General features: G+C 72.9%; 21 protein-coding genes. 12 read left to right on the plus strand and 9 right to left on the minus strand.

The window, feature by feature from the left end; translation table 11 throughout:
- The first annotated feature begins 54 nt into the window (after positions 1-54).
- Positions 55-1,116 (plus strand): ATP-dependent DNA ligase, encoded by a 1,062-nt coding sequence (locus tag C1N81_RS13085; RefSeq protein WP_394428971.1) that lies wholly within the window; start codon positions 55-57, stop codon positions 1,114-1,116.
- Between the two features lie 104 nt (positions 1,117-1,220).
- Entirely contained in the window at positions 1,221-2,102 is an 882-nt protein-coding gene (locus tag C1N81_RS13090; RefSeq protein ID WP_394437914.1) for a DUF3048 domain-containing protein, read from the plus strand.
- A gap of 18 nt (positions 2,103-2,120) precedes the next feature.
- On the opposite strand, the gene C1N81_RS13095 is transcribed toward C1N81_RS13090, so the two are convergent.
- A complete protein-coding gene (locus tag C1N81_RS13095) occupies positions 2,121-2,576 on the minus strand; it encodes a MarR family winged helix-turn-helix transcriptional regulator (protein ID WP_394437916.1) in 456 nt (151 codons plus the stop codon).
- A gap of 160 nt (positions 2,577-2,736) precedes the next feature.
- Between C1N81_RS13095 and C1N81_RS13100 the strand changes: the two genes are divergently transcribed.
- The 6 genes from C1N81_RS13100 (at position 2,737) to pcaD (ending at position 8,063) form a co-directional block, all read left to right on the plus strand.
- Positions 2,737-3,492, plus strand: coding sequence for a CoA transferase subunit A (locus tag C1N81_RS13100; RefSeq protein ID WP_394428972.1), 756 nt, complete (start codon positions 2,737-2,739; stop codon positions 3,490-3,492).
- Positions 3,493-3,494: 2 nt separating this feature from the next.
- A complete protein-coding gene (locus C1N81_RS13105) occupies positions 3,495-4,160 on the plus strand; it encodes a CoA transferase subunit B (protein WP_394428973.1) in 666 nt (221 codons plus the stop codon).
- 7 nt (positions 4,161-4,167) lie between these two features.
- Complete coding sequence (pcaH, locus tag C1N81_RS13110; RefSeq protein WP_394428974.1) at positions 4,168-4,941, plus strand: protocatechuate 3,4-dioxygenase subunit beta; 774 nt, start codon at positions 4,168-4,170, stop codon at positions 4,939-4,941.
- A gap of 6 nt (positions 4,942-4,947) precedes the next feature.
- A complete protein-coding gene (gene pcaG / locus C1N81_RS13115) occupies positions 4,948-5,553 on the plus strand; it encodes a protocatechuate 3,4-dioxygenase subunit alpha (RefSeq protein ID WP_394428975.1) in 606 nt (201 codons plus the stop codon).
- Positions 5,550-6,860 (plus strand): 3-carboxy-cis,cis-muconate cycloisomerase, encoded by a 1,311-nt coding sequence (gene pcaB / locus C1N81_RS13120; protein ID WP_394428976.1) that lies wholly within the window; start codon positions 5,550-5,552, stop codon positions 6,858-6,860. Before pcaG ends, pcaB begins: the two co-directional genes overlap by 4 nt.
- 75 nt (positions 6,861-6,935) lie before the next feature.
- A complete protein-coding gene (gene pcaD, locus C1N81_RS13125; RefSeq protein WP_394428977.1) occupies positions 6,936-8,063 on the plus strand; it encodes a bifunctional 3-oxoadipate enol-lactonase/4-carboxymuconolactone decarboxylase PcaDC in 1,128 nt (375 codons plus the stop codon).
- Here pcaD and C1N81_RS13130 read toward each other — a convergent pair.
- Positions 8,060-10,735 carry an ATP-binding protein gene (locus tag C1N81_RS13130; RefSeq protein WP_394428978.1) on the minus strand — a complete coding sequence of 892 codons (2,676 nt, stop codon included), beginning with the start codon at positions 10,733-10,735 and terminating at the stop codon, positions 8,060-8,062. The genes pcaD and C1N81_RS13130 overlap by 4 nt on opposite strands.
- Positions 10,736-10,965: 230 nt before the next feature.
- Here C1N81_RS13130 and C1N81_RS13135 point away from each other — a divergent pair, with 230 nt between their 5' ends.
- Complete coding sequence (locus tag C1N81_RS13135) at positions 10,966-11,976, plus strand: DUF2510 domain-containing protein (protein ID WP_394428979.1); 1,011 nt, start codon at positions 10,966-10,968, stop codon at positions 11,974-11,976.
- A 213-nt stretch (positions 11,977-12,189) separates the two neighbouring features.
- On the opposite strand, the gene C1N81_RS13140 is transcribed toward C1N81_RS13135, so the two are convergent.
- A complete protein-coding gene (locus tag C1N81_RS13140) occupies positions 12,190-12,825 on the minus strand; it encodes a TetR/AcrR family transcriptional regulator (protein WP_394428980.1) in 636 nt (211 codons plus the stop codon).
- A 303-nt stretch (positions 12,826-13,128) separates the two neighbouring features.
- Here C1N81_RS13140 and C1N81_RS13145 point away from each other — a divergent pair, with 303 nt between their 5' ends.
- Both C1N81_RS13145 and C1N81_RS13150 read left to right on the plus strand, forming a co-directional pair.
- Positions 13,129-14,115, plus strand: a complete 987-nt coding sequence (locus tag C1N81_RS13145) for a phosphatase PAP2 family protein (protein WP_394428981.1) — start codon at positions 13,129-13,131, stop codon at positions 14,113-14,115.
- The gene (locus tag C1N81_RS13150) at positions 14,112-15,041 is read left to right on the plus strand and encodes a DMT family transporter (protein ID WP_394428982.1); all 930 of its coding nucleotides are present in this window, start codon (positions 14,112-14,114) and stop codon (positions 15,039-15,041) included. Before C1N81_RS13145 ends, C1N81_RS13150 begins: the two co-directional genes overlap by 4 nt.
- Positions 15,042-15,538: 497 nt before the next feature.
- Here C1N81_RS13150 and C1N81_RS13155 read toward each other — a convergent pair whose 3' ends face one another.
- The 6 genes from C1N81_RS13155 to C1N81_RS13180 form a co-directional block, all read right to left on the minus strand.
- Positions 15,539-16,369, minus strand: coding sequence for a phospholipid scramblase-related protein (locus C1N81_RS13155; protein ID WP_394428983.1), 831 nt, complete (start codon positions 16,367-16,369; stop codon positions 15,539-15,541).
- Positions 16,370-16,433: 64 nt separating this feature from the next.
- Positions 16,434-18,488: a phosphocholine-specific phospholipase C gene (locus tag C1N81_RS13160; protein WP_394428984.1), complete on the minus strand. Its 2,055-nt coding sequence runs from the start codon at positions 18,486-18,488 to the stop codon at positions 16,434-16,436.
- Positions 18,489-18,624: 136 nt separating this feature from the next.
- Complete coding sequence (locus C1N81_RS13165; RefSeq protein WP_394428985.1) at positions 18,625-20,076, minus strand: carboxylesterase/lipase family protein; 1,452 nt, start codon at positions 20,074-20,076, stop codon at positions 18,625-18,627.
- A gap of 104 nt (positions 20,077-20,180) precedes the next feature.
- The gene (tgmB, locus tag C1N81_RS13170; protein ID WP_394428986.1) at positions 20,181-21,155 is read right to left on the minus strand and encodes an ATP-grasp ribosomal peptide maturase; all 975 of its coding nucleotides are present in this window, start codon (positions 21,153-21,155) and stop codon (positions 20,181-20,183) included.
- Between the two features lie 13 nt (positions 21,156-21,168).
- On the minus strand, positions 21,169-21,360 hold the full coding sequence (gene tgmA, locus C1N81_RS13175) for a putative ATP-grasp-modified RiPP (RefSeq protein ID WP_394428987.1): 192 nt from the start codon (positions 21,358-21,360) through the stop codon (positions 21,169-21,171).
- Between the two features lie 208 nt (positions 21,361-21,568).
- Complete coding sequence (locus C1N81_RS13180) at positions 21,569-22,918, minus strand: 6-phospho-beta-glucosidase (protein WP_394428988.1); 1,350 nt, start codon at positions 22,916-22,918, stop codon at positions 21,569-21,571.
- 58 nt (positions 22,919-22,976) lie between these two features.
- On the opposite strand from C1N81_RS13180, the gene C1N81_RS13185 reads away from it, so the two are divergent.
- On the plus strand, positions 22,977-23,834 hold the full coding sequence (locus tag C1N81_RS13185; RefSeq protein ID WP_394428989.1) for a hypothetical protein: 858 nt from the start codon (positions 22,977-22,979) through the stop codon (positions 23,832-23,834).
- The last annotated feature ends 26 nt before the right edge of the window (positions 23,835-23,860 follow it).

The raw sequence follows: 23,860 nt of genomic DNA on the forward strand, positions 1-23,860 counted from the left end.
GGACGTAAATCGCTCATATCGCAGCAAGCAGGCATCAGGGACAGAATCGGCGGCATGGATCTTCCCGTCATGCCGCCGGTCCGCCCGATGCTCGCCAAGTCCGCCGCCAAGCTGCCCGCCGGGATGCACTATGAGGCGAAGTGGGACGGCTTCCGGGCGATCGTCTTCCGCGACGGCCCGGAGATCGAGCTGGGCAGCCGCTCCACCAAGTCGCTGACCAGGTACTTTCCCGAACTGGTGGCGGCGCTCGCCGAGCGGCTCCCGGAGCGCTGCGTACTGGACGGGGAGATCGTCGTCGCCCGGGAAGGGCGGCTCGACTTCGACGCGCTCAGCGAGCGGATCCACCCGGCGGCGTCCCGCGTGAAGACCCTCTCGGAGCGCACCCCGGCGTCCTTCGTGGCCTTCGACGTCCTCGCCCTCGGCGACGAAGCCCTGCTCGACGCCCCGCTGACCGAGCGCAGGCGGCGTCTGGAGGAGGCCCTCGCGGACGCGTCGGCCCCGCTGCACGTGGCGCCCGCCACGACCGACACCGACCTCGCCGGGCGCTGGTTCGACCAGTTCGAGGGCGCGGGGCTCGACGGCATCGTCGCCAAACCCCTCGACCTGCGCTACCGCCCGGACGAACGCGCCATGATCAAGGTCAAGCACGAGCGGACGGCGGACTGCGTCGTCGCCGGGTACCGCTTCCACAAGAGCGGCCCCGTCGTCGGCTCCCTGCTCCTCGGCCTCTACGACGACGCGGGCACGCTCCAGCACGTCGGGGTCTGCGCCGCGTTCACGATGAAGCGCCGCACGGAGCTGATCGCCGAGCTGGAGCCGCTGCGCCTGGACTCCGCCGCCGACCACCCCTGGGCCGCGTGGACCGAGGACGCGGCGCACGAGGCGTCCCGGATGCCGGGCGCGCCGAGCCGCTGGACCGGCAAGAAGGACATGTCGTGGGTGGCGCTGCGCCCCGAGCGGGTCGCCGAGGTGGCGTACGACCACATGGAGAACGGGGCGCGGTTCCGGCACACCGCCCGCTTCCGGCGCTGGCGCCCGGACCGGACCGCCGAGAGCTGTACGTACGCACAGCTGGAGGAGCCGGTGAAGTTCGACCTGGCGGAGGTGCTGCGCTGACCTTGGCCGGTTCGCGGGCCTTGCGACGGCCCCCGCGCGGGTATGCAGGGGCCGTGGACGCGAACAGGATGGCGCGGCGCGGATTCGTCGCCGGTGCGCTCGGGATGGTCGTGGCGGCGTGCGAGCCGGTGACGCCGTCCGACGGGAACGGCCCCTCGGCGGCGCGCGACTCTCCGCTCCTCGCGGTGAAGATCGACAATGTGGGCGCGGCCCGCCCGCAGACCGGCGTCGAGCACGCCGACATCGTCTACGTGGAGCAGGTAGAGGGCGGCCTGAGCCGCCTGATGGCGGTGTTCGGCTCGACCCTCCCGGACGTGATCGGGCCGGTGCGCAGCGCGCGCGAGACCGATCTGGAGCTGCTGCGCCAGTTCGGCGACCCGACGCTCGCCTACTCGGGGGCGCAGGGCAGGCTCCGGCCGCTGATCGACGCGGCGCCGCTGCGGGCGAGGCCGGCGGGCGGCGCGAGCGGCGCCGCGTACTTCCGGGGCAGCGAGAAGCCCGCCCCGCACAACCTCTTCCTGCGCCCGGCGAAGCTCGGCCGGCTCGCGACGGGGACGAACGCGGGGGACGCGGCGGGGTTCCGGTTCGCGGCGCGGGTGCCCGGGGGCGGGCGGCCCGAGACGGCGCGGACGGTGCGTTTCCCCTCGGCCCGGTTCGCCTTCGACTGGTCGGCGTCGCGGCGGAGGTGGCTGGTGAGCATGGACGGGCGTGCGGCGGTGACGTCGGGCGGGACGCGGCTCTCCGCGGCGACGGCCGTCGTGCAGTACGTCGACGTCGAGGACTCCCGCTTCCACGACAAGTTCGGCGCCGCCTCCCCGCTGTCGCGCACGGTCGGCTCGGGGCGGGCCGTCGTCCTGCGGGACGGGCGGGCCTACGAGGCGCGCTGGCAGCGGCCGACGGCGACGGACGGCACGGAGTTCACGGCGGACGGGCAGCCGCTGGCGTTCGCGCCGGGCCCCGTGTGGGTGGTGTTCGCGAAGCGGTAGCCCGGGTGGGCCGAGGCCCTACGGCCGGCTCTCCGCCGGGTTGCGCAGGTCCTCCGCCGCGTCGGCGACGCGCTGGATCAGGTCGAGGAACAGCGCCTGCTCGGCGCCGCTGAGCGGCGCCAGGAACACCTGGTTCATCCGCGCGGTGCGCACGGTCAGCTTCTTGTGCGTGCGCAGGCCCTGCGGGGTCAGCCGCAGCAGCCAGCGGCGCCCGTCGTCCGGGTCCCGCTCCTTCGCCAGCAGGTCGCGCCGGGTGAGGCGGCTGATCACCTCGGCGATCGTGGACCGGTCGAGGCCGACGCGCTCGCCGACCGTGCGCTGGTCGAGGCCCGGCTCGGCGACGAGGGCGTTGAGGACCGCGAACTGCGGCGAGGTGATCTCCTCCGAGACCATCGTGTTCCACAGCAGGTGGTGCGCCTGCTGGAGTCGCCGGGCGAGGTGCCCGGGGTGGGTGGTCAGGTCCACCGCGGCCATCTGGGTCCTCCGCATTGTGTGGGTGTACTGAGCGATCTTAGACCCTTGACGGGCTGGTGGGGCGATGGCAACGTGTGGGCCACTTGCCGAAATGCTCAGTGCGCTGAGCATTTTCGGACCCCTTTCAGAGACAGCTCCCCCTCCAGAGACAGGCCCTGACATGGACAAGGTGATGGCCACCGCCGCGCGGGCGGTCGCCGACGTCGGGGACGGCGCGTCCCTGGCCGTCGGCGGCTTCGGGCTCAGCGGCGTGCCGACCGTACTGATCTCCGCCCTGCACGAGCGCGGCACCACCGGCCTCTCCGTGGTGTCGAACAACTGCGGCGCCATGGAGTCGGGCCTCGCCGTCCTGCTCTCGGCGGGCCGCATCGCCCGGGTCACCGGCTCCTACATCGGGGCGAACAAGGAGTTCGCCCGGCAGTACCTGGCCGGGGAGATCGAGGTCGAGATGATCCCGCAGGGCACCCTCGCGGAGCGGCTGCGCGCGGGCGGCGCGGGGATCCCCGCGTTCTACACCCCGGCCGGGGTCGGCACGCAGGTCGCGGACGGCGGACTGCCCTGGCGCTACGACGGCGCGGGCGGGGTCGCGAAGGCGTCGCCGCCCAAGGAGGTGCGGGAGTTCGACGGCACCGCGTACGTCCTGGAGCGCGCCATCCGCACCGACTTCGCCCTCGTACGGGCCGCGAAGGGCGACCGGCACGGGAACCTCGTCTTCACCAAGTCGGCCCGGAACTTCAACCCCCTCGCCGCGACGGCCGGAAAGGTCACCATCGCCGAGGTGGAGGAGCTGGTGGAGCCGGGCGAGATCGACCCGGACGCGGTGCATCTGCCGGGCGTCTTCGTGCAGCGGGTCGTCGCGCTCACCCCTGAGCAGGCCGCCGACAAGCGGATCGAGAAGCGAACGGTGAGTGGCTGAGCATGGCGTGGACACGGGAGCAGATGGCCGCACGCGCGGCGCGTGAACTGCGCGACGGACAGTACGTGAACCTGGGCATCGGCCTGCCCACCCTCATCCCCAGCTACCTGCCCGGCGACGTGGAGGTGGTCCTGGAGTCGGAGAACGGCATCCTCGGCACCGGCCCCTACCCGGCCGAGGACGCCGTCGACCCGGACCTGATCAACGCGGGCAAGGAGACGGTCACCGTCCTGCCGGGCGCCTCGTTCTTCGACTCGGCGCTCTCCTTCGGGATGATCCGCGGCGGCCACATCGACGTCGCCGTGCTCGGCGCCATGCAGGTCTCCGCCCGCGGCGATCTCGCCAACTGGGCGGTGCCCGGCAAGATGATCACGGGGATCGGCGGCGCGATGGACCTCGTGCACGGCGCCCGCACCGTCCTCGTCACCATGACCCACACGGCGAAGGACGGCTCCCCGAAGCTCGTCGAGGAGTGCACGCTGCCGCTGACCGGCAAGGGCTGCGTCGACCGGGTCATCACCGACCTCGCGGTGCTCGACGTGACCGGACACGGCCTGGAACTGGTCGAGTTGGCGCCCGGCGTCGGCGCCGACGAACTGCTCGCGAAGACGGCGGCGCCGGTCCGCGTCCCGGAAGACCTCGGAGAACGGCAGAAGAGGGAACGGTAGAAGACCCATGGCACTCACCCAGCACGCCATCGACACGGAGATCGCGGCCGCGCACGCCGCCTACGAGAAGCGGATCGCCGAGGGCGCGCCCGTCGAGCACCATCCGCGCCGCGACTACGCCCCGTACCGCTCCTCCGTCCTGCGCCACCCGAAGCAGCCGCTCGTCGCCATCGACCTGTCGAAGGACCCGGAATCGGTGGAGCTGGCGTCGCCCGCCTTCGGCGAACGCGACATCACCGAGACCGACAGCGACCTGACCCGGCAGCACACCGGCGAACCCCTCGGCGAGCGCATCACCGTCGAGGGACGCCTCCTCGACCGCGCCGGGCGCCCGGTCCGGGGCCAGCTCGTCGAGGTATGGCAGGCCAACTCCGCCGGCCGCTACGCCCACCAGCGCGAACAGCACGACGCGCCGCTCGACCCGAACTTCACCGGCGTCGGACGCACCCTGACCGACGCCGAGGGGCGCTACCGCTTCACCACGATCCAGCCCGGCCCCTACCCGTGGGGCCAGCACGTCAACGCCTGGCGCCCGGCCCACATCCACTTCTCCCTCTTCGGCACGGCGTTCACCCAGCGGCTCGTCACGCAGATGTACTTCCCCGCCGACCCGCTGTTCCCGTACGACCCGATCATCCAGTCCGTCACCGACGACTCCGCGCGGCAGCGCCTCGTCGCGACGTACGACCACGACCTGTCCGTGCCGGAGTTCTCGATGGGCTACCACTGGGACATCGTGCTCGACGGGCCGTCCGCCACCTGGATCGAAGAAGGGCGCTGACAAGGCATGACGAAGATCGACACGAGCGGCGCGGAGAGCGTGCCGCCGACTCCGTCGCACACGGTCGGGCCGTTCTACGGATACGCGCTGCCGTTCCCCGGCGGCGGGGACATCGCGCCCGTCGGGCACCCGGACACGGTCACCGTGCAGGGGTACGTGTACGACGGCGCGGGCAAGCCGGTGCCGGACGCGTTCCTGGAGGTGTGGGGCGCCGACCCCGCCGGGCGGATCTCCCAGGTCGACGGTTCGATGCGGCGCGACCCCGCGAGCGGCGGTCACCTCGGGCGCAACGGCGTCGAGTTCACCGGCTGGGGCCGCGTCCAGACCGACGCAGGCGGGCACTGGTACGCGCGCACCCTGCGGCCCGGCGCGCGGGGCGCGGGCGCGCCGTACCTCAGCGTCTGCGTGTTCGCGCGCGGCCTGCTCGTCCATCTCTTCACCCGGATCTATCTGCCCGGTGACGACGCGGCACTCGCCGCCGACCCGCTGCTGTCGCAACTGGACGGCGCGCGGCGCGACACGCTGATCGCGCGGGAGGAGCCGGGCGGCACGTACCGTTTCGACCTCCGCCTTCAGGGCGAGGGCGAGACGGTCTTCCTGGAGTTCACGTGACCCTGTTCGACCCCGGCACGGAGGACGCGCCCACCGAGCGCACGACCTCCGAAACGGCGTTCCTGCAAGCCTTGTTGGACGCGGAGGCGGGCCTGACGCGGGCCCAGGCGTCGCTCGGGCTCGCGCCGGTCGAGGCGGCCGACGCGGTGACCGCGGCGGCGACGGCGGCCTCGTTCGACGTACGCGACCTCGCCCGGCGGGCCCGCACCGGCGGCAACCCGGTGATCCCGCTGGCCGCCGACCTGACAGCGGCGGTCCCTCCGGAACACGGGCCGTACGTGCACCGGGGCGCGACCAGCCAGGACATCCTGGACACGGCGCTCATGCTGGTCGCGGCGCGCAGCCTGGACGAGATCCTGGCCGAGCTCGACCGCGTCGCCGCCGCGCTGTCCCGCCACGCCGCCGCCCACCGGGACACCGTCATGGCAGGGCGCACCCTCACCCAGCACGCCGTGCCGACGACGTTCGGCCTCAAGGCGGCCGGATGGCGGGCGCTGGTCCTGGACGCGCGGGACCGGCTGCGCACGGTGGGCGCGGGCCTGCCGGTGCAACTGGGCGGAGCGGCGGGCACGTTGGCGGCGTTCGAGGCGTACGGCGCCGAAGAGCCGCTGGAGCTGGTCCCGGCCTACGCGCGTGAACTCGGCCTGACGGCGCCCGCGTTGCCGTGGCACGTGCTGCGCGCGCCGGTGGCGGATCTGGCCGGGGCGCTGGCGTTCACGGCGGGCGCGCTCGGCAAGCTCGCCGTCGACGTCACGACCCTGTCCCGCACCGAGATCGGCGAACTGGCCGAGGGCGCGGGCGGCGGGTCGTCCGCGATGCCGCACAAGGCCAACCCGGTCCGCTCCACGCTGATCGCGGCGGCGGCCCGGCGCGCGCCCGCGCTCGCGGCGACCCTGTTCGGGTCGATGGCGGCGGAGGACGAACGGCCCGCCGGCGCCTGGCACGCCGAGTGGACGACCCTGCGCGAACTGCTGCGGCTGACCGGCGGGGCGGCCCGCGACGCGGCCGAACTGACGGCTGACCTGGTGGTCCGCGCCGACGCCATGCGCGCCCATCTGACCCTGACGCACGGCGCGATCGTCTCCGAGCGTCTGTCGGCGGAGCTGGCGCCGGTGCTCGGCCGGACCCGCGCCAAGGAACTCCTGGCCGAGGCGGCGCGCCGGGCCGCGACGGAGAACCGCCCCCTCGCCGACCTGCTGTCCGAAGAACCGGCCCTGAGGACAGTGGACCTGGCCGCGCTCACGGACCCGGAGCGCTATGTCGGGGCGGCCCCGCACCTGGTGGACCGGGCGCTGCGGCGGCAGTGACCGACCGAGCACCGCGCACCTTCCGGACCCGCCGGCCCCGAACGACGACCCGGCCTCACCCACTGGAGCACCCTCATGGCTTCCCCCCTCCTCCATCACCGCGTCGAGGGTTCGCCCTCCGCTCCCCCGCTGCTCCTCGGCCCGTCGCTCGGGACCTCGCTCGCGCTCTGGGACCAGGTCGCGCCCGAGCTGTCGAGCCGGCACCGGGTCGTAGGGTGGGATCTGCCGGGGCACGGGCGGTCCGATCCCGGGCTGATCGAGGCGGGGGCCACCGTCGGTGATCTCGCCGGGCTCGTGCTCGCACTCGCCGACTCGCTCGGGATCGAGCGGTTCGCGTACGCGGGGGTCTCCCTCGGCGGCGCCGTCGGCATGCATCTCGCCGTGCACCACCCGGAGCGCGTCGGCAGTCTCGCCGTGCTGTGCTCGTCCGCCCACTTCGGTGGCGCCGAGGCGTGGCGCGAGCGGGCCGCCCACGTGCGGGAGAACGGGATCGGCCAGATCGCCGAGTCCGCCCCGGCGCGGTGGTTCACGCCCGGCTTCCGCGTCGAGCGGCTCGTGCGGGACAACCAGGACGCCGATCCGGCCGCGTACGCCGCGTGCTGTGACGCGCTCGCCGCGTTCGACCTGCGGGAGCGGCTGTCGGACATCGCCGCGCCTACGCTGGTCGTCGCCGGGCGGGAGGACCCCGCGACGCCGCCCGCGCACGCCCGGGAGATCGCGGACGCCGTGCCCGGCGCCGAACTCGTCGAGCTGGCCGGGGCCTCGCACCTTGCCGTCGCGGAGCGGCCGGAGGCCGTGGTCGGGCTGTTGCGCACGCACCTCGGGCAGCGCGCCACGCGCGGGACGGAGGTGCGCCGCGAGGTCCTCGGGGATGCGCACGTCGACCGGGCGCAGGCGCGGCAGACGCCGTTCACCGCCCGGTTCCAGGACTTCATCTCCCGGTACGCGTGGGGCGAGATCTGGACCGACCCGACCCTGTCGCGGCGCGAGCGCAGCATGGTGACCCTCACCGCGCTCGTCGCCCACGGGCACCTCGACGAGCTGGCCCTGCACGTACGGGCGGCGCGCCGCAACGGCCTCACCCCCGACGAGATCGGCGCCCTGCTCCTGCAGTGCGCCGTCTACGTGGGGGTGCCCGCCGCCAATTCCGCCTTCGCCGTCGCCCAGCGGGTGCTGGAGGAGGACGCGGGCGGGAGCCGCTAGCGCAGGCCCCGGCCCGTCTCCAGGACCTCCCTCGCCCTCGCCGCCAGACCGTCCGCCCCGCACGAACGGGCAAGCGTCAGGCCGCGGTTGAGCTCCGAGAGCGAACGCGCCGCCATGCCGTACTCGACCCGGGCCAGGGCGTGCTCGTAGGCGCAGGGCGACGCCTCGAGGTAGGTGACCGCCTTCGCGTACAGGGTGAGCTGGCGCTGGCCCGTCTCCAGGGCCGCCGCGCAGCGCAGCGCCTCTCCTATCGCCGTGTCCGTGCCGAACCGCTCGGCCTGCACGCGGGCCTCCGTGACGAGTTCGGCGGCGCGGTGCGGGTCGGTGGGGGCGAGGGCGCGGGCCAGGTCGCAGGCCCACGGCGCCATGATGGTGTTGTGTCCGCCGCGGGCGATGGCGGCCTTCGCGGCGGTCTCCAGCTCGTTGACGCCCTCCTCGACGCGGCCGGTCGCGAGGAGGAGCCGGCCGCGGACCGAGTGCGCGTCGGGCAGCACGATCGTCGACGGGTAGGGCGGCCCGAACGAGTAGCGTTCGGCGATCGCCTGCGCCTCGTCCGCCTTGCCGCGGGCGAGCAGTGTCTCGATGAGCATGCACGCCGCGTCCCAGTGCATGGGGAGGCCGTGCCCGACCCGGTCGGCGAGGCGCAGCGACTCGCGCAGGAACGCCTCGGCGTCGGTGAGCCGGCCGCGCCTGCGGTGCACGTAGCCGACGAAGGCGTGGGCGAGGGAGAGGTGGCCGCCGCTCCAGCCGGCCGACTCGTACTCGCGGACGGCGCCGGTGAACAGGGACTCGGCGCGGTCGAGCCGGTCGGCGAAGAGGTAGGCGCTGCCGAGCATGGTGAGGACCTCGAAGCCCCACTCGGAGTCGAGCCAGCCGAGTCCGGGCGCGAGGCGCCGGTTGACCAGGGCGCGGTCGCAGCGCTCTATGACCTCCTCCGCGTTCTCCCCGCGGGTCATGGCGTCGAAGGCGCGCAGGATGAGCAGCACGCGCTCCGCGTTGTCCCGCCCCGCGAGCTGGTCGGCGATCAGGGCGAGGCTGCGGGAGCGGCCCGGGGAGTCCTCCTCGCCCGCGTGGATGCCTTCCCACATGAAGTGGACGGCTTGCAGGCGCAGCCGGGCCGGGCCCGGTTCGAGGAGGTCGGCCTCGGCGTCGATGACGCGCAGCGCCTCTTCGAGCTGGTCGTTGTGGACCAGGGCCTGGGAGAGGCGGCAGACCGCGTCGACGCGCTGGTCGCCGACGAGGCCGGGCGTCGTGTCGAGCGCGGCGTCCAGGTGCCGGATGGTGGTGGCGGGCGACGTGAGCAGGGTGGCGCAGCCCAGCTCGTAGTGGAGGTGCGGGCGGATCTCGGGCAGCGGCGGCTCCAGGAGGGCGCGCTCCAGGCAGCGCCGCGCGGCGTCGGGCGCGCCGACGGCGAGGTGTTCGCGGGCGGCGGCGCGCATCTGCTCGACGAGTTCCGGGTCGTCGTCCGGGTGCACTTCGAGCAGGTGGCGGGAGGCGGCGGCGGGTCCGTGCCCGGACGCGGTGACGGCCCAGGCGGCCTGGCCGTGCATGGCGGTGCGGGTGGCGGGCGGGATCGCGTCGTAGACGGCGGTGGCGATGAGCGGGTGGACGAACTCCAGCGCGTTCTCGGTGCCGTAGACGGAGTCGGTGAGGATGCGGGCGGCACGCAGCCGTTCGGCACAGCGGCCGGCCTGCTCGGGGTTGAGCCCGGCGAGCAGCGCGGCGAGTCCGGCGTCGATGCGGGTGCCGAGGATGGCGGCGGCCCAGGCGAACCTGGTCGCCTCGATGCCGAGCCCTTCGAGGCGGGCGACGAGGCCGCGGCCGCGCGCCGACTTGTTGAGCGCGCGCAGCTGCCCCGCCGAGTCCTCCTCGGGGCGCAGATCGCTGTCCTGCACCTTGGCGAGCAGTTCGACGGTCTCGTACGGGTTGCCGCCGGTGACCGCCCACACCTCGCGGCAGAACGGGTCGTCGGCGTGGTCGCCGAGCGTGGCCCGGGTCAGTCCGGCGGTGGCGTCGGGGGTGAGGGCGCGCAGTTGGGCGGTGCCGGGGCGGGCGGCGTCGGCGACCGCCCGCAGGCAGGCGGCCGCCGCCTCGTTCTCCGGGTCGCGCTGGGCGACGACGAGGAGGACCGGCAGGTCGTCGAGGCGCTCGGCGAACGCGGCCAGCCACTCCAGGGTCTCCAGGTCGGCCCAGTGCGCGTCGTCGATGAGGATGACCAGCGGCCAGTGCAGTCGGGCCAGGCGGGAGACGGCGGCGACGAGGCCGTCGCGCACGCCCTGCGGGTCGGCCTGGCGGCCGGTGGGTTCGGCTATGCCGAGGGCGGGGCCCGCGATGTCGTACCAGTCGCCGAAGTACTCGCGGGTCTCCTCGTCGGAGAGCGCGAGCAGCGCGGGCTGCAGGAGTTGGCGGACGACGTTGAACGGGACGGAGGTGACCGTCTCGCCGCCGCGGGCGGACCACACGGTGGCGCGGCCCTCCGCTATCTCGCGGACCCGGCCGAGCAGGGCCGTCTTGCCGATCCCGGCCTCGCCCCGGTAGACGACGAGGCTGCCCGAGGACGCGGCGTCCGCGCACAGGTCGTCCAACGCCCCGAGGGCCACGCCGAGTTCGGACTCCCGCTCGTACAGCGGCGGGCCGGCGGAGGCGGCGTCGGTGTGCCGTCCCTGAGTCATCCCCGCACCCTCCTGGTGTTCGTGCACGCCGATCGATCGATGTGCTGGTCACGAGAGTAATGCGCGACGCCGCGCCGTGGTGGGGGGTCGGGGAGCCCGGCGGGATTTGGCCGGACCTGGCGCATCCGCCGGGTTGACAGGTTTCGGTCGGTAACGGAACCGGCAACGATTCCGACCGCTTCGGGGACCCTCTCATGTCCTTTTCAGGCACGCCTCATACTGTTCCGTTCATGACGTCGCAGACTCCCGCAGGCTGGTACCCCGACCCCGGCCAGGTTCCCGAAGGGCCGCGCACCGAACGCTGGTGGGACGGCGGCCGCTGGACGGACCAGACCCGGCCCGCCACGGCCCCGCCGCCGCTCCCGCAGACCGCCCCCGGGACGTTTCCGGCATACGGCAACTATCCCGGCTATCCACAGCAGTTGCCGCCGAAGCCGCGCAACCGGGCGCGCGTCGCGATCGCCGCCGGTGTCGCGGTCGTCGTGCTCGCCGGCGTCGTCGGCGGGGTCTACGCGCTCGCCTCGGGCGACGGCGGCGGCAAGAGCGGCTCGGTGGGCGCCGCCTCCGAGCAGCCGCGCGGCCCCAAGGGCCGCGAGGACGGTCCCGGCGGCGGCAACGGCGGCGACGAGCCGTCCCCCGAGGGACCCGGCTCCACACAGCCGCCGCTCGACGAGGGCTACGCCACCGACGTCGTGAACGGCATCGCGCTGCCCGTCCTCGACGGCTGGACCGGCAGCGACGGCGCGGGCGGGGCGGGCGTGCAGACCGGCCCGTACAAGTGCCCCGACGACGTGCAGCAGACCTGCGTGAAGGGCGGCGCCTCCGTTGCGTCCGCCAAGAGCCTCAAGCTCGACGGGGCGACGGCCGAGGCCGCGGCCAAGGAGGACATCCTGGAGAACTCCAAGGTGTCCTACGGCGGCAAGGTCTACGGCGGCATCGTCCAGCACGACGAGCTGCTCTCCGAGAAGGTCACCGTCGCCGGGCAGCAGGGCTACCGGGTCCGCTGGAACGTGGACACCAAGTCGAGGATCGACGCCTGGGTGGAGTCGGTCGTCTTCCCCTCGCCCTCCGACGCCAAGACGCTTCTCGTCGTCCGCATAGGCGTCGACATCCCGCGCACGAAGAAGGAGGAGGCCGCCGGGCCGGACAACACCTCCATCGACAAGCTCCTCAAGGGCATCAAGAAGGCCGAGGTCACCGGCGGGGGCGGCGTGGGCGGGGGCGACGGCAAGGACGTCTGAGCCCCGCTCCCCTGCCACCGGAAGGCACGGGAAGGCACGGGAAGGCACCGGAAGGCACGGCAAGACCCGGGCCGGAACGACCTGGGGCCGGGCGGGTTCCTCTCCGCTCATGGAGGAAACCGCCCGGCCCGGGGGTGCGCGCCGCCCCCGTCCCCACGGTGCGGCGCGGGCAGACCGCCGGTCGGTCATCCCTGCGACCGGCGGCCTCCCGTATCAGGTGGCCCGCTCCGCCGGAGCGGTCAGGCCGAGCCCTGGAATCAGCACGTGCTCGACGAAGCCGACCAGGTAGTCGGCGTCCGCGTCGCGCCCTTCCAGGAAAGGGCGGCTGCGCATGACTCCGAAGAGCTGCGCGGCCACATAAGGCAGTGCGGGATGGTCGGCGGCGATCTCGCCCCGCGCCACGGCCCGCTCGATCATGGCGTCGATCGAGGCCAGCTCCGGCTCGACCAGCGCCTCCCGCAGCGCGCCCTTCAGCTCGCCGTCCTGGCGCACCGCGTGCCCGAGGGCCTGCAGCAGCGCCGTGTCCGGCAGGGACTGCGCCGCCGCGTTGCGTGCGGCGGCGACGAGGTCGCCGGCAAGGCTGCCGGTGTCCGACGCCGAGAACTTCGTACAGCGTCCGGCTCGCAGCGCGGCGGCCACGAGCTGCGGCTTTGTCCTCCACTGACGGTACAGCGTCGACTTGCTGCAGCACGCCTGGGCCGCCACGCCCTCCATCGTCAACGCGTCATAGCCGTTCCTGCGCAGCTGGTCCAGGACCGCGTCGTAGAACTCCTGCGCGCGCTCGGGAGTGATCTTCGATCGGCGCGAGGCGGTCGGCACTGTCGCGGTGGCCGGGTCTCGCTCCGTCATGGCTCCCCACTCCTGACTGCTGGCTCTGCGGTGCGTGCCGGCCGGCGCCGACGGGTGTCGATGAGATCACACAGACTATCGATACGCCAGTGTACCGGTACGCGCACGTTTCGGTACACTGGCGTATCGGTACCAAATCGTTTCGGTACACTCGCGTATCGGTACAGAGGCGTATCGGTACAGTGGCGTGTCGATGAGACGGACGCCTCGGCGTTTACCGCATCGCCCTGAGCGCACCCAGAGACTCAGAAGCACCCACCGCACCACCCGCACCACCCAGTCGTCACGAAAAGGGGCCGGGGGATGGATTCCCTTACCGAGCCTGTCGAACCGGAGCCGGACAGCCGATCTGCCCGACCGCCCCTGGTCCGCGAGCTCCTACTCGTCGTAGGACTTTTCCTCGTCTACAAGTTCGGCCGAGGCCTGGCCAACGGTCACACCGCCGAGGCGTTCCGCAACGCCCACGACGTGTGGGACGCCGAGCGGGCCCTGCGCCTGCCCGGCGAGGGCGCCGTCCAGAGCGCGCTGCTGCACGGCGACGCCCTCGTGCACATCGCCAACACGTACTACGCGACCGTGCACTTTCCGGCCACCATCGCCCTCCTCGTCTTCCTGTACCTGCGCCGCCCGCGCCACTACGTGTGGACCCGGCGCGTGCTCGCCGTCCTCACCGCCGCGGCCCTCGTGCTCCACCTCGGCTTCCCGCTGGCCCCGCCACGGATGCTGCACGCCGCGCACCTCATCGACACCGCCCAGGTCTACGGCCCCTCCGTGTACGCGGCGAAGCCGTCCACCGACACCCTGGCCAACCAGTTCGCGGCCATGCCGTCGCTGCACTTCGGCTGGGCGCTGATGGTCGCCATCGGCCTGATCGTCGCCACCAGGTCGCGGTGGCGCTGGCTGTGGCTGCTGCACCCGCTCCTCACGCTGCTCGTGGTCGTCGGCACCGCCAACCACTACTGGCTCGACGCGATCGTGGCCGCCGGGCTGCTCGGCATCGCCCTCGCGGTGGTCCGCATGCCCCACACCGTCGGCGCTCCCGCCGCGATCCGCCGCCATCTGCTGCCCGCCCCCTCGGCCGCCGCGGCAGCGGCCGCGGTCCGGGCCGGCGGCGCGTCGGACCCCGCACCCTGGACGACCGCCGCCTTCCGTACGCCGCCGGACTCGCTGTCCGCCTCGGACGTACTGGATCACCTGCCCCTGCGGATTCCGCTCAAGGTCTCCCCCACGCCGGGATCGACCTCCGCGGCGACCGCCCCGCAGCCCGTCACGACCGGGGCCGGACGATGACCGCCACCCTCCTCGCGGTCGCCCTCTCGCTGGTCTCCGCCGTCGCCTACGCCGCCGCCGCGGTCGCCCAGGAACGGCTCGCCGCCCGCACCACCCAGGGCGGAGCCGGCCTTCTGCGGCTCCTCGGCACCGGCTCCTGGTGGGGGACGGTCGTCCTCAACGCCGGGGCCGCGCTGCTCCACGTCGCCGCGCTCAAGTACGGGCCGCTCACCCTGGTGCAGCCGCTCGGCGCGCTCACACTCGTCGCGGCCGTGCCCCTCGGCGCGCGCATCGCCGGGCGGCACGTCACCGCCATCGAATGGCGGGGCACGGCCCTGACCCTGGCCGGACTCGCCGCACTGCTCGTCACCGCGTCGGGTCCCGCGCCCGACGACACGCTCACGCTGCCCGAGGCGCTCGTGGTGGCCGGGGCCACCGCCGCGCTCATCGGCGCCCTCTCGCGGCGCGGCGCCAAGCCCGGGCTGCGGCACGCGACCGCCTCCGGCGTCGCCTCGGGGGTCGCCTCCGCGCTGACCCAGACCGTCACCGTCGCGGCCACCGACCGGACAGGGCCGTTGCTCGCCCCGCAGGTCATCGTGGTCGCGCTGCTCGTCGCGGCGTTCGCCGCCGGCGGGCTTCTCCTGTCCCAGACCGCGTACCAGGGCGGGCTCGGCGCCCCGCTCGCCATGGTGACGCTGGCCAATCCGGTGGCCGCCGCGGTCATCGGCCTCTCGCTGCTCGGCGAGCGTTTGCAGGGCGGGGTCGCGGGGTTCGCGCTTGCGGGTGCGGGGGCGGTGCTCGCGGCTCGGGGGGTCGTGCTGTTGACGCGGTCTCCGGGGCGGGGGGCCGGGGTGGGTGCGGGGGGTGCGGCTGGTGCGGCTGTGGTCTCTCTGCCTGCCGTGCCGGCGCAGAGTGATCCCGAGGCGCTCAGCCTGCGCGCCTCCTGACGGCCCGGTTGGCCGCTGCCCCGGGGCGCTCTGGGTGCGCCGTCGGTCGTGTGGTGGGGCGGGGCCGCGCCGGGGTACCTCCTCGGCCGGATAGGCCTCATCCCCCACGGTCCGCCATAGGCGCGTCATCCTGGACTGCATTCCCGCGGAGTCCTGCGGGGGCACCCCGACACGTCCCCTCCCGTAGCAACGCGAGTGCACCCCGGTGGCCCGCCCAGTCACCGACCAAGGCCCACCCCACCCCGCCCCGCCTTGGGCAATCTGCCGCCTGGGGCGGCAGGGTGGGCAAGGCGGCACCCCAGCGCCGGGGCAGCGTGCATACAGGCCCGTACGAGGACTCGTCGGCCTGCGCCGGGACACTGCGAGAGAAAGGCCGTGCGAGAACCCCGCGCTCAGGCCGAGCGCCAGGGCACCGCGCGAGCAGGGCCGCGCTAGAACCTCAGGGGGCGGCCTCCTGCTAGGGCGGTGTGGGAAGAGGGCCTTGATAGGGGGCCGGGTCAGCCGAGGCCTCGGGAATCTTGTTTCAGGGCCGTGTCCACCGTCAGGGCCGTCGCCACCACCAGGCTGAGCAGCGGCTCGGGAAGCTGGAAGTGGATCTGCAGGACGTAGTTGTCCGCGGTCGTGAACATCGTCTTGGCGAGGCCCTCCCACGTCTTCGTGATGCGGGCGACCTCCTGATCCGCGTGGTCGACGATCGCGAAGTTCCAGGCCCGCCAGTTCTCCGCCTTGATGGCGCCGACCTGCTGCCCGTTCACGTTCATCGCGAAGTTGATCTTCCCGATCACGTTCTGCTGGACGATCTCGCCGACCGGCGAACCGTCCGGGCGCTCCACGATCACCCGCGACTTCATGAACTTCGCGGGACGCGTGAGCACGAGCTGCGGCTGGCCGTACGCGTCCCGGATCTCCAGCTTGTGCGTCATGAACTGGTCGACGCTGGAGACGAAGCGGAGCGCCTTCTTGAGGCTGGACTGGCCGATCTCGGTGACGGAGCCGAGGACGTTGCCGTTCTGGTCCATGACGCTGTACTCGTTGGTCAGCTCGATGAGCTTGGCCTTCTGGTTCACCACCAGGACCGGTTCGGTGAACAGGGAGCCGCCGCCCTGCGCGGTCGGCGCGACCCCGGCCTGCTGCCGGACCTGCCGTTGCACCGCCTGCGGCTGCGGCGGCTGCGGCTGCGGCTGCGGGGGTACCTGGGGCTGCTGGGCCGCGGGGGCCTGGGCGTGCGTGTGCTCGGTCCACTGGGAACCGTCCCAATAGCGCAGCGACTGGGGAGCGCCCTGCGGGTCCGGGTACCACCCTGCAGGGGTGTTCGATTGCGTCGTCACCGGGGCACCGTATCGCGGCTCCCTGTGCCCCGCGGTGACGAGGGGCACAGGGAGCCGGCGGAGATCAGGCGGTCGCGATGCGCGGGTCGCTCACGCCCACCTGCCCGTTCTCCACGTGTCCGGCGAAGCGCCGCAGGTATCCGGCGTTGCCCTCGACCACGATCTTCAGGTCGTACCAGCGCTTGGTGGCGCGCAGGTCGACGGTCTGCCGCGCGGTGGCACCGGCCCGCACGGTGTACGTCTGCGGCTGGCCGCCGTAGGCGTTGGTGACCGTGATGTGGACGTCGGCCGTGGTGGGGTTGCGGAGGGTGAGCGCGAGGTTGCCGCTCGCGCCGTCGTGCCGGGCGGTGATCTCCGGCTCCGCGACCTTGTTGTTGCCCTGGAAGGAGCGCAGGAATCCGTTCGGGCCGTGCACCGTCAGGTCGTACTTGCCGCCGGAGTAGACGGAGTTCCAGCTGTCGGAGAGCGACTTCGCCGCCTCCGTCGTGTACGTCCACGGGCCGTCGCCGCGGCTCTGGGAGCGCACCTGGAAAGCAGCGCCCTTCTTGTCGCCGCCGCTGAACGTCAGCTTGTACTTGCCCGTCGACAGGTCCTGCGCGCCGTCCACGTAGGGCGCGTACGGGAGGGGGCGGCTGGGCCGTGAACCCTTCTCCTGTTTGGGGACCGCGCCCTGGGCGGGCGGCTTCGGCACGTAGCTGGTGTGGCGGTCGCGGTCCGGCGGCTCGTAGGCCGTCGTGTCGGGCAGCTCCGCCGGGTCGGTGACCGTGAGGGAGAAGTCGAAGGCGGAGGTCAGATCGCCGCAGATGGAGCGGCGCCACGGCGAGATGTTGGTCTCCTCGACCCCGAAGCGGCGCTCCATGAAGCGGATGATCGAGGTGTGGTCGAAGGTCTCCGAGCAGACGTAGCCGCCGGTCGACCAGGGGGAGACCACCAGCATCGGGACGCGCTGGCCGAGGCCGTACGGGCCCGCCGCGCGGGTGCCGCCGGGGTAGTAGTCGAGCTTCGTGTCGACGGTCGAGAGTCCCTGGCCGGCCGAGGCCGGCGGGTACGGGGGCACGACGTGGTCGAAGTAGCCGTCGTTCTCGTCGTACGTGATGAACAGGGCCGTCTTGCTCCACACCGCCGGGTTGGAGGTGAGGGCGTCCAGGACCTGGGAGATGTACCAGGCGCCGTAGTTGGCGGGCCAGTTGGGGTGCTCGGAGAACGCCTCGGGCGCCGCTATCCAGGAGATCTTCGGCAGCTTCCCGGCCTTCACGTCGGCCCGGAGTATGTCGAAGTAACCGTCGCCCGCCTTGGCGTTCGTGCCGGTGCGGGCCTTCTCGTAGAGGGGGTCGCCGGGCTTGGCGCCCCGGTAGGTGTTGAAGTAGAGGAGCGAGTTGTCGCCGTAGTTGCCGCGGTAGGCGTCGTTGATCCAGCCCCAGCCGCCGGCCGCGTCGAGGCCGTCGCCGATGTCCTGGTACACCTTCCAGGAGATCCCCGCCTTCTCCAGGCGTTCGGCGTACGTGGTCCAGCCGTAGCCCGCTTCCTCGTTGCCGAGGACCGGGCCGCCGCCGGTGCCGTCGTTGCCGACGTGGCCGGTGAGCATGTAATAGCGGTTCGGGTCGGTCGCGCCGATGAACGAGCAGTGGTAGTCGTCGCAGACCGTGAACTTGTCCGCGAGCGCGTAGTGGAACGGAATGTCCTGGCGGGTGAGATGGGCCATCGTGCCCGTGCCCTTGGCCGCGATCCAGTTGTCGTACGCGCCCTTGTTGAAGGCGCTGTGGCCGCCCGCCCAGTCGTGGTCGAGCCCGGCGATGAAGCGCATGCCCAGGTCGTCGGCGTCCGGGTGGTACGGGAGCGTCTCCTTGCCCGCGCTCGACTGGTACCACACCGGTTTGCCGCTGGGCAGCGTCACCGGACGCGGGTCGCCGAAGCCGCGGACGCCCTTCATCGTCCCGAAGTAGTGGTCGAAGGAGCGGTTCTCCTGCATCAGCACCACGATGTGCTCGATGTCCTCGACGGTGCCGGTGCGGCGCGCCGCCGGGATGGCGGCGGCCCGGTCGATGGATCCGGACAGCGCCGTGAAGGCGGCGGTGCCGCCGGCGATCTGCAGGAAGCGGCGCCGATTCAGTTCGGTCATGGGTGTGGGGGTCTCCGTTGCCTCGGGAAGGGGGTCCGTGTGCGATGAGGGGCAACGGGGAGTGTTCAAGATGAACCCGGGTGAGCGAAAGGGGGCCGAAGTGACGGTCGCGCAAAATGTGGGCGACCCGGCAGCCTCAGCGAACGCCCTCCCACAGCTCCCGCTCCGCCCCGCGGGGGTCGGACTCCGTCCCCGGCACTGTGTCGAAGATCATCGTCGTGCGGTCCGCCTCCGGGTCGTACGCCGGCCAGCCCGGGTCGCCGGTCGCCGCGAAGGACACCCATGCCGCGTGCATCTCGCGGGCCAGCTCGTGCGGGGCCTTTCCGCCGGTCAGCGCGGAGTAGTCGGGGTCGTCGGGGAGGTCGAAGACGAAGGGGAGTTCGAGGGCGTGGCAGGCGCCCAGGGCGCCCTCGTACTGCGGGGAGCGCCAGGCGAACTCGTAGAGGTGGGTGCCGGGGACCGACTCGGCCAGGCGGATCGCGGGGACGCGCCAGAACCAGTCGGTGACGAGCGTGTCGAGGAGTTCGCCGGGGGTGGCGCCGGGGCGGGTCGCGCGGTAGCCGGCCAGGTCGACGCCGTAGGCGGCCGCGGAGCGTTCGACGCGGCGCTCGGAGATCGTGTCGAAGCGGCCCGTCGGCGCCATGTACAGGCGGTTCTCCTCGCGGTTGGAGCCGACGAGGAGGTCGACGCCGAGGTCGGGTCCCGGCAGGCGGAGGCCGGGTGCCACCGGTTCGAAGACCATGCCGTTGAGCGCCGCGTCGCCCCATACGGCCGGGTCGGGGCGGCTAGCGAAGTCCGCCCGCAGCACGGCCTGCGCGTCGATGAGTTCGGGCAGCGGGACCGCCGCGAACGCCTCCGCCGTATGGTCGACGCCCAGGTGTGCCGCCATGCGCTCGCCGATGCGGCGCGCCGTGTCCGGGCCGATGAAGTGGTGGCAGGCCCCGCTCTGCAGCACCGCCCGCCGGAACAGGCCCCGGGCGCGCGGCTCCGCGAGGAGCTGGCCGATCGCCACGCCGCCCGCCGACTCGCCGAACACGGTGACGCGGTCCGGGTCGCCGCCGAACCCCGCGATGTTGTCCCGCACCCACTCCAGGGCGGCGATCTGGTCGAGGAGGCCGCGGTTGTCGGGGGCGCCCGGCAGGTGCAGGAAGCCGTCCGTGCCGAGGCGGTAGTTGACGCCGACGAAGACGACGCCGTCGCGGGCGAAGGTGTGGCCGCGGTAGCCCGAGGAGTTCGCCGAGCCGTTGGAGAAGGCGCCGCCGTGCAGCCACACCAGCACCGGCAGCCGCGCCCCTGGACCCGGCTCCGGGGTCCAGATGTTGAGGTTGAGGCAGTCCTCGCCCGGCATGGACGTGTCCGGGATGAGCGCGTCGAAGGGCGGCGCGTACGGGGCCTTCGGCGCGGTCGGGCCGTACCCGGTGGCGTCGTGGACCCCGGTCCGGGGCTCGGCGGGCGCGGGTGCGGCGAACCGGCGCGGTCCGAACGGCGCGGCGGCGTAGGGCACGCCGAGGAAGGCGGTGACGCCGTGCTCGGTGCGGCCGCGTACGGCGCCCTGCCGGGTGGTGCACTCGGGTGACGCGTCGGTCATGGGCGGACTCCCTCACAGAGGACGGCTACGGGTGGCGCGGGGTGACGGCAGCACCCCTTCCGTACCTTGTCACCCCCCGCCCCGTAAAGATCACACCCCCCGCCTCACACCGGCGTCGGCGTCGGCGTCGGCGTGCGGCTCAGTTCCTCGCCCGCCAGCCACTCCGCCACCGCCCGCCCGATGGGCTGTCCCGTCTCGATCTCCACGAAGCCGAACTGGCCGGACTGGTTGCACTCCAGGAACCACCAGATGCCGTCCGTGTCCTCGGCGAAGTCGAAGGCCCCGTAGGCGAGTTGGGCTCGCTTCAGATAGGCGTGCACCGCCTCCGCCACCCGTCTCGGCACGCTCACCGGCCGCCAGGGCTCCGCGCCGGGGTCGAACCGTACGTCCACCACGGCGTCCCCGGTGTCGGCCGCGGCGGCCGCCCGCGCCGCGAACAGCCGGTCCCCGACGCACGTGAGGCGGATGTCGGCGACCTTGCGCACCCGGCGCTGCAGCAGCGTCGGACCGTGCGCGACGTCCCCGAAGTCCTCGTCGGGCCGCACCCGCGTCGTCGGCACGGCGAGGGCGCCGTCGCCCGGGTGCGCGCCGGAGACCGGCTTCACGACGAGGTCGGGGTAGCGCTCGGCGAACTCCTTGGCGACCCGGGGGAACGTCGTGATGAGCGTCGCGGGCACCGGGAGCCCGCACTCCCGCGCGAGCCACAGCTGCCACGGCTTGTGCCGTGCCTGGCTCGCGGCGTCAGGGTGGTTCATCCAGCGCGCGTCGGTGCAGCGCAGCATCCCGTACAGCGCCTGCGACGCCTCCTCGGTGAGCCAGGGGGAGGCGGCGCCGGCCCGGGAGGCCGGCACGCCGGGTCTGCGCACCCAGACGGAGCGCAGACCGCCCATGCTGACGACGCGTCCGGCGACGGACAGGTGACCGTGGAACACGCCGTGCGCGTACTCCCCCGAGACGTCGACGCCGCCGGGCAGTTCGGCCGGGTCGAGCCGCAGCACCGGGATTCCCCGGGCGTTCAATTCGACGACCGCCATGTCGGCCGTCACATCCTGTTCACTCGTCAGGATCAGCACCGTCATTTCGGGCGGCCGTTCAGTCGTCGAAATGGGTTTTGGATCCCGCGGTGGAGGTGGTCGCGGCGCATTCTCGCAACACTGCGTAGTCGCGTGCGGCCACTCCGCCGTCGGCCAGCACGTTCAACTGCAGTGCGGAGTCATATGTGTACACCGCGCTGACCTCGGTCTCTCGCGTGGGGCGAGCGTAGTTCAGAGCGAACGGTCGCATGAGTACTCCTAGTTGGGGGGCGCACCAAGTCAAGCGCATGGTGACTCTCCGGCGTCACACTCCCGAGGAATTTCTCGGATTCTCTGTGTAGAACGCATCACACCTGCGGAGGGGTTGCTTCCAGTGCGGAGGAGGGCGACACGGTGTCAGACATGCAAAAGAGGCGGCCTTTCGACCGCCTCTTCCCGACTACCGCCTTTACAAGCCTTTACACGTCCTTTCGGCGTCCTCCACCAGAGAGGTAGGCGAGGCCGGAGTGGGCGGAGAGATAGCCGTCCATCAGGCGGTTCGCCACCGTCACCGAGTCCACAAGAGGGTGCAGGGCGAACGCCTTGACGGCCGTTTCGCGGGACCCGGACTCGGCCGCGGCGAGCACTTCGCGCTCCACGGCCTTCACCGCGGTGACAAGTCCCGCAGCGTGCGGCGGCAGCGGATCGACGGCCACGGGGTGGGCGCCGTTGCCGTCGACGAGGCAGGGCACCTCGATGACGGCGTCCGCGTCGAGCCCCGCGAGGGTGCGCCGGTTGCGGACATTCAGGATGAGTGTGGCACGTTCGTCCCGGGCGATGGCCCGCATCAGGGCAAGGGCGACTTTCTCGTATCCGCCGGACTCCTCCAGGTCCGCGGCGTCCCGCTCCCCCGCGCCCGATGCCTCCCGGTTGTGCGCCATGTACGTGGCTTCGCGCTCGGCGCGGGTGCGGTCCCAGGCGGCGTAGGACGGATCGGCGTAGAACGCGGACTGCTGTGCGGCGAGGAACGCGCCGCGCGTGCGCACCGCCTCCCGGTAGGTGCGGACCGTCTCACGGTTGAAGTAGTAGTAGTGCAGGTATTCGTTGGGGATCGCGCCGATCGAGCGGAGCCAGTCCGTGCCGAAGAGCCGGCCCTCCTCGAAGGAGCCGAGCAGTTTGTCGTCGGCGAGCAGGCGCGGCAGTTCGTCCCGTCCGCTCACGCGCAGGCCGCGCAGCCAGCCGAGATGATTCAGACCCACGTAGTCGGCCCAGGCGTCGGCCGGGTCCGCGCCGAGCACGCGGGCGACGCGCCGGGCGAGGCCCACGGGTGAGTCGCAGATGCCGATGACGCGGTCGCCGAGGATCCGGGACATGGCCTCGGTGACCAGGCCCGCCGGGTTGGTGAAGTTGATGACCCAGGCGTCCGGGGCCACGTCGCGCACGCGGCGCGCGATGTGCGTCGCCACCGGCACCGTCCGCAGCCCGTACGCGATGCCGCCCGCGCCGACCGTCTCCTGCCCGAGGACGCCCTCGGCGAGCGCGACCCGCTCGTCGGCGGCGCGGCCCTCCAGGCCGCCGACGCGGATCGCCGAGAAGACGAAGTCGGCGCCGTGCAGCGCCTCGTCGAGGTCGGTCGTCGCGTGCACGGCGGGCGCGTCGGGCACGCCGGTGGCTTGTTCTCGCAGTACTCCGGTGATGGCGCGCAGCCGGTCCGGGTCGACGTCGTGCAGCGTGACCTGGGTGACCCTGCCTGGCGCGTGGTCGGCGAGCAGCGCGCCGTACACGAGGGGCACCCGGAATCCGCCACCGCCGAGAATCGTCAGCCTCATGGCGCGATCGTAGGGCAGCCTTGTCCCCGACCTGATCTTCGACCGGCGGAGGCCCCCCATGAAACTCCCCACGCGTCTTCCCGCGCCGCGGCGCACCAGACGCCGACTGCTCACGCTCGCCGCGCTGACCGGCGCGCTCACCCTGGGCGCGGGCGCCGCGTCCGCCACGGCCGCGCCGTCCTGGACCGAGACCGGCACGTCGTCCGTCAACTCCCTCACCGGCGGCCAGGGTCTCGCCACGCGCGCCGACGGTTCGCTCGTGACGCGCGGGCTCGCCTTGATCCCGCTCGCCCTGCGCATAGCCGGCTGGTCGCACGTCGGCGACCCGGACGTGGCGGGCGGCTACACCTTCGACGCGTACCAGGGCGGCGACGACGCGACGAAGAAGATGTTCGCGGCGACCGCCCCCGACGGCACCCGCACCACCTACGAGCACACGCTCGACCAGGGCGAGTTGCTCAACAACTCCTTCGCGGCGGTGGCGCCCGACGGGCAGTGGCTGGTGGCGGGCGAATGGGGCGCCATGCAGCGGCTCCAGGTCTTCCCGACGCCGGTCCTGAACAAGTCGGCGCCCGCGCCCGGCGCCAACCTCCCGCAGGCCGGGCAGATCACCCTCGACCGAAGCGTCGAGAACATCCAGGGCTGCGACTTCACCGACGCCACGCATCTGCTGTGCTCCTCCGACAACGCCACGAAGGAGGTCCTGGAGGTCGCGCTGGAGCGCCCGCTGGACGGCAAGCCCGTCACGGGCCGCGTCTCGTCCCTGTTCGCCATCCCGCAGCGCAGCATCTGTTCGGGCTCCTTCGAGGCGGAGGGCATCGACTACGACGCCGCGCGCGCCACCCTCCGCGTCGCGATCGTGCCGCCGGCGCCGTGCCTGGTGGCGACGACGGTGATCTCGTACAGGAAGTCCTGATCCGCGCACCGGTGAAGTGTGGGGCG

This window comes from Streptomyces sp. SGAir0957, from assembly GCF_043523415.1.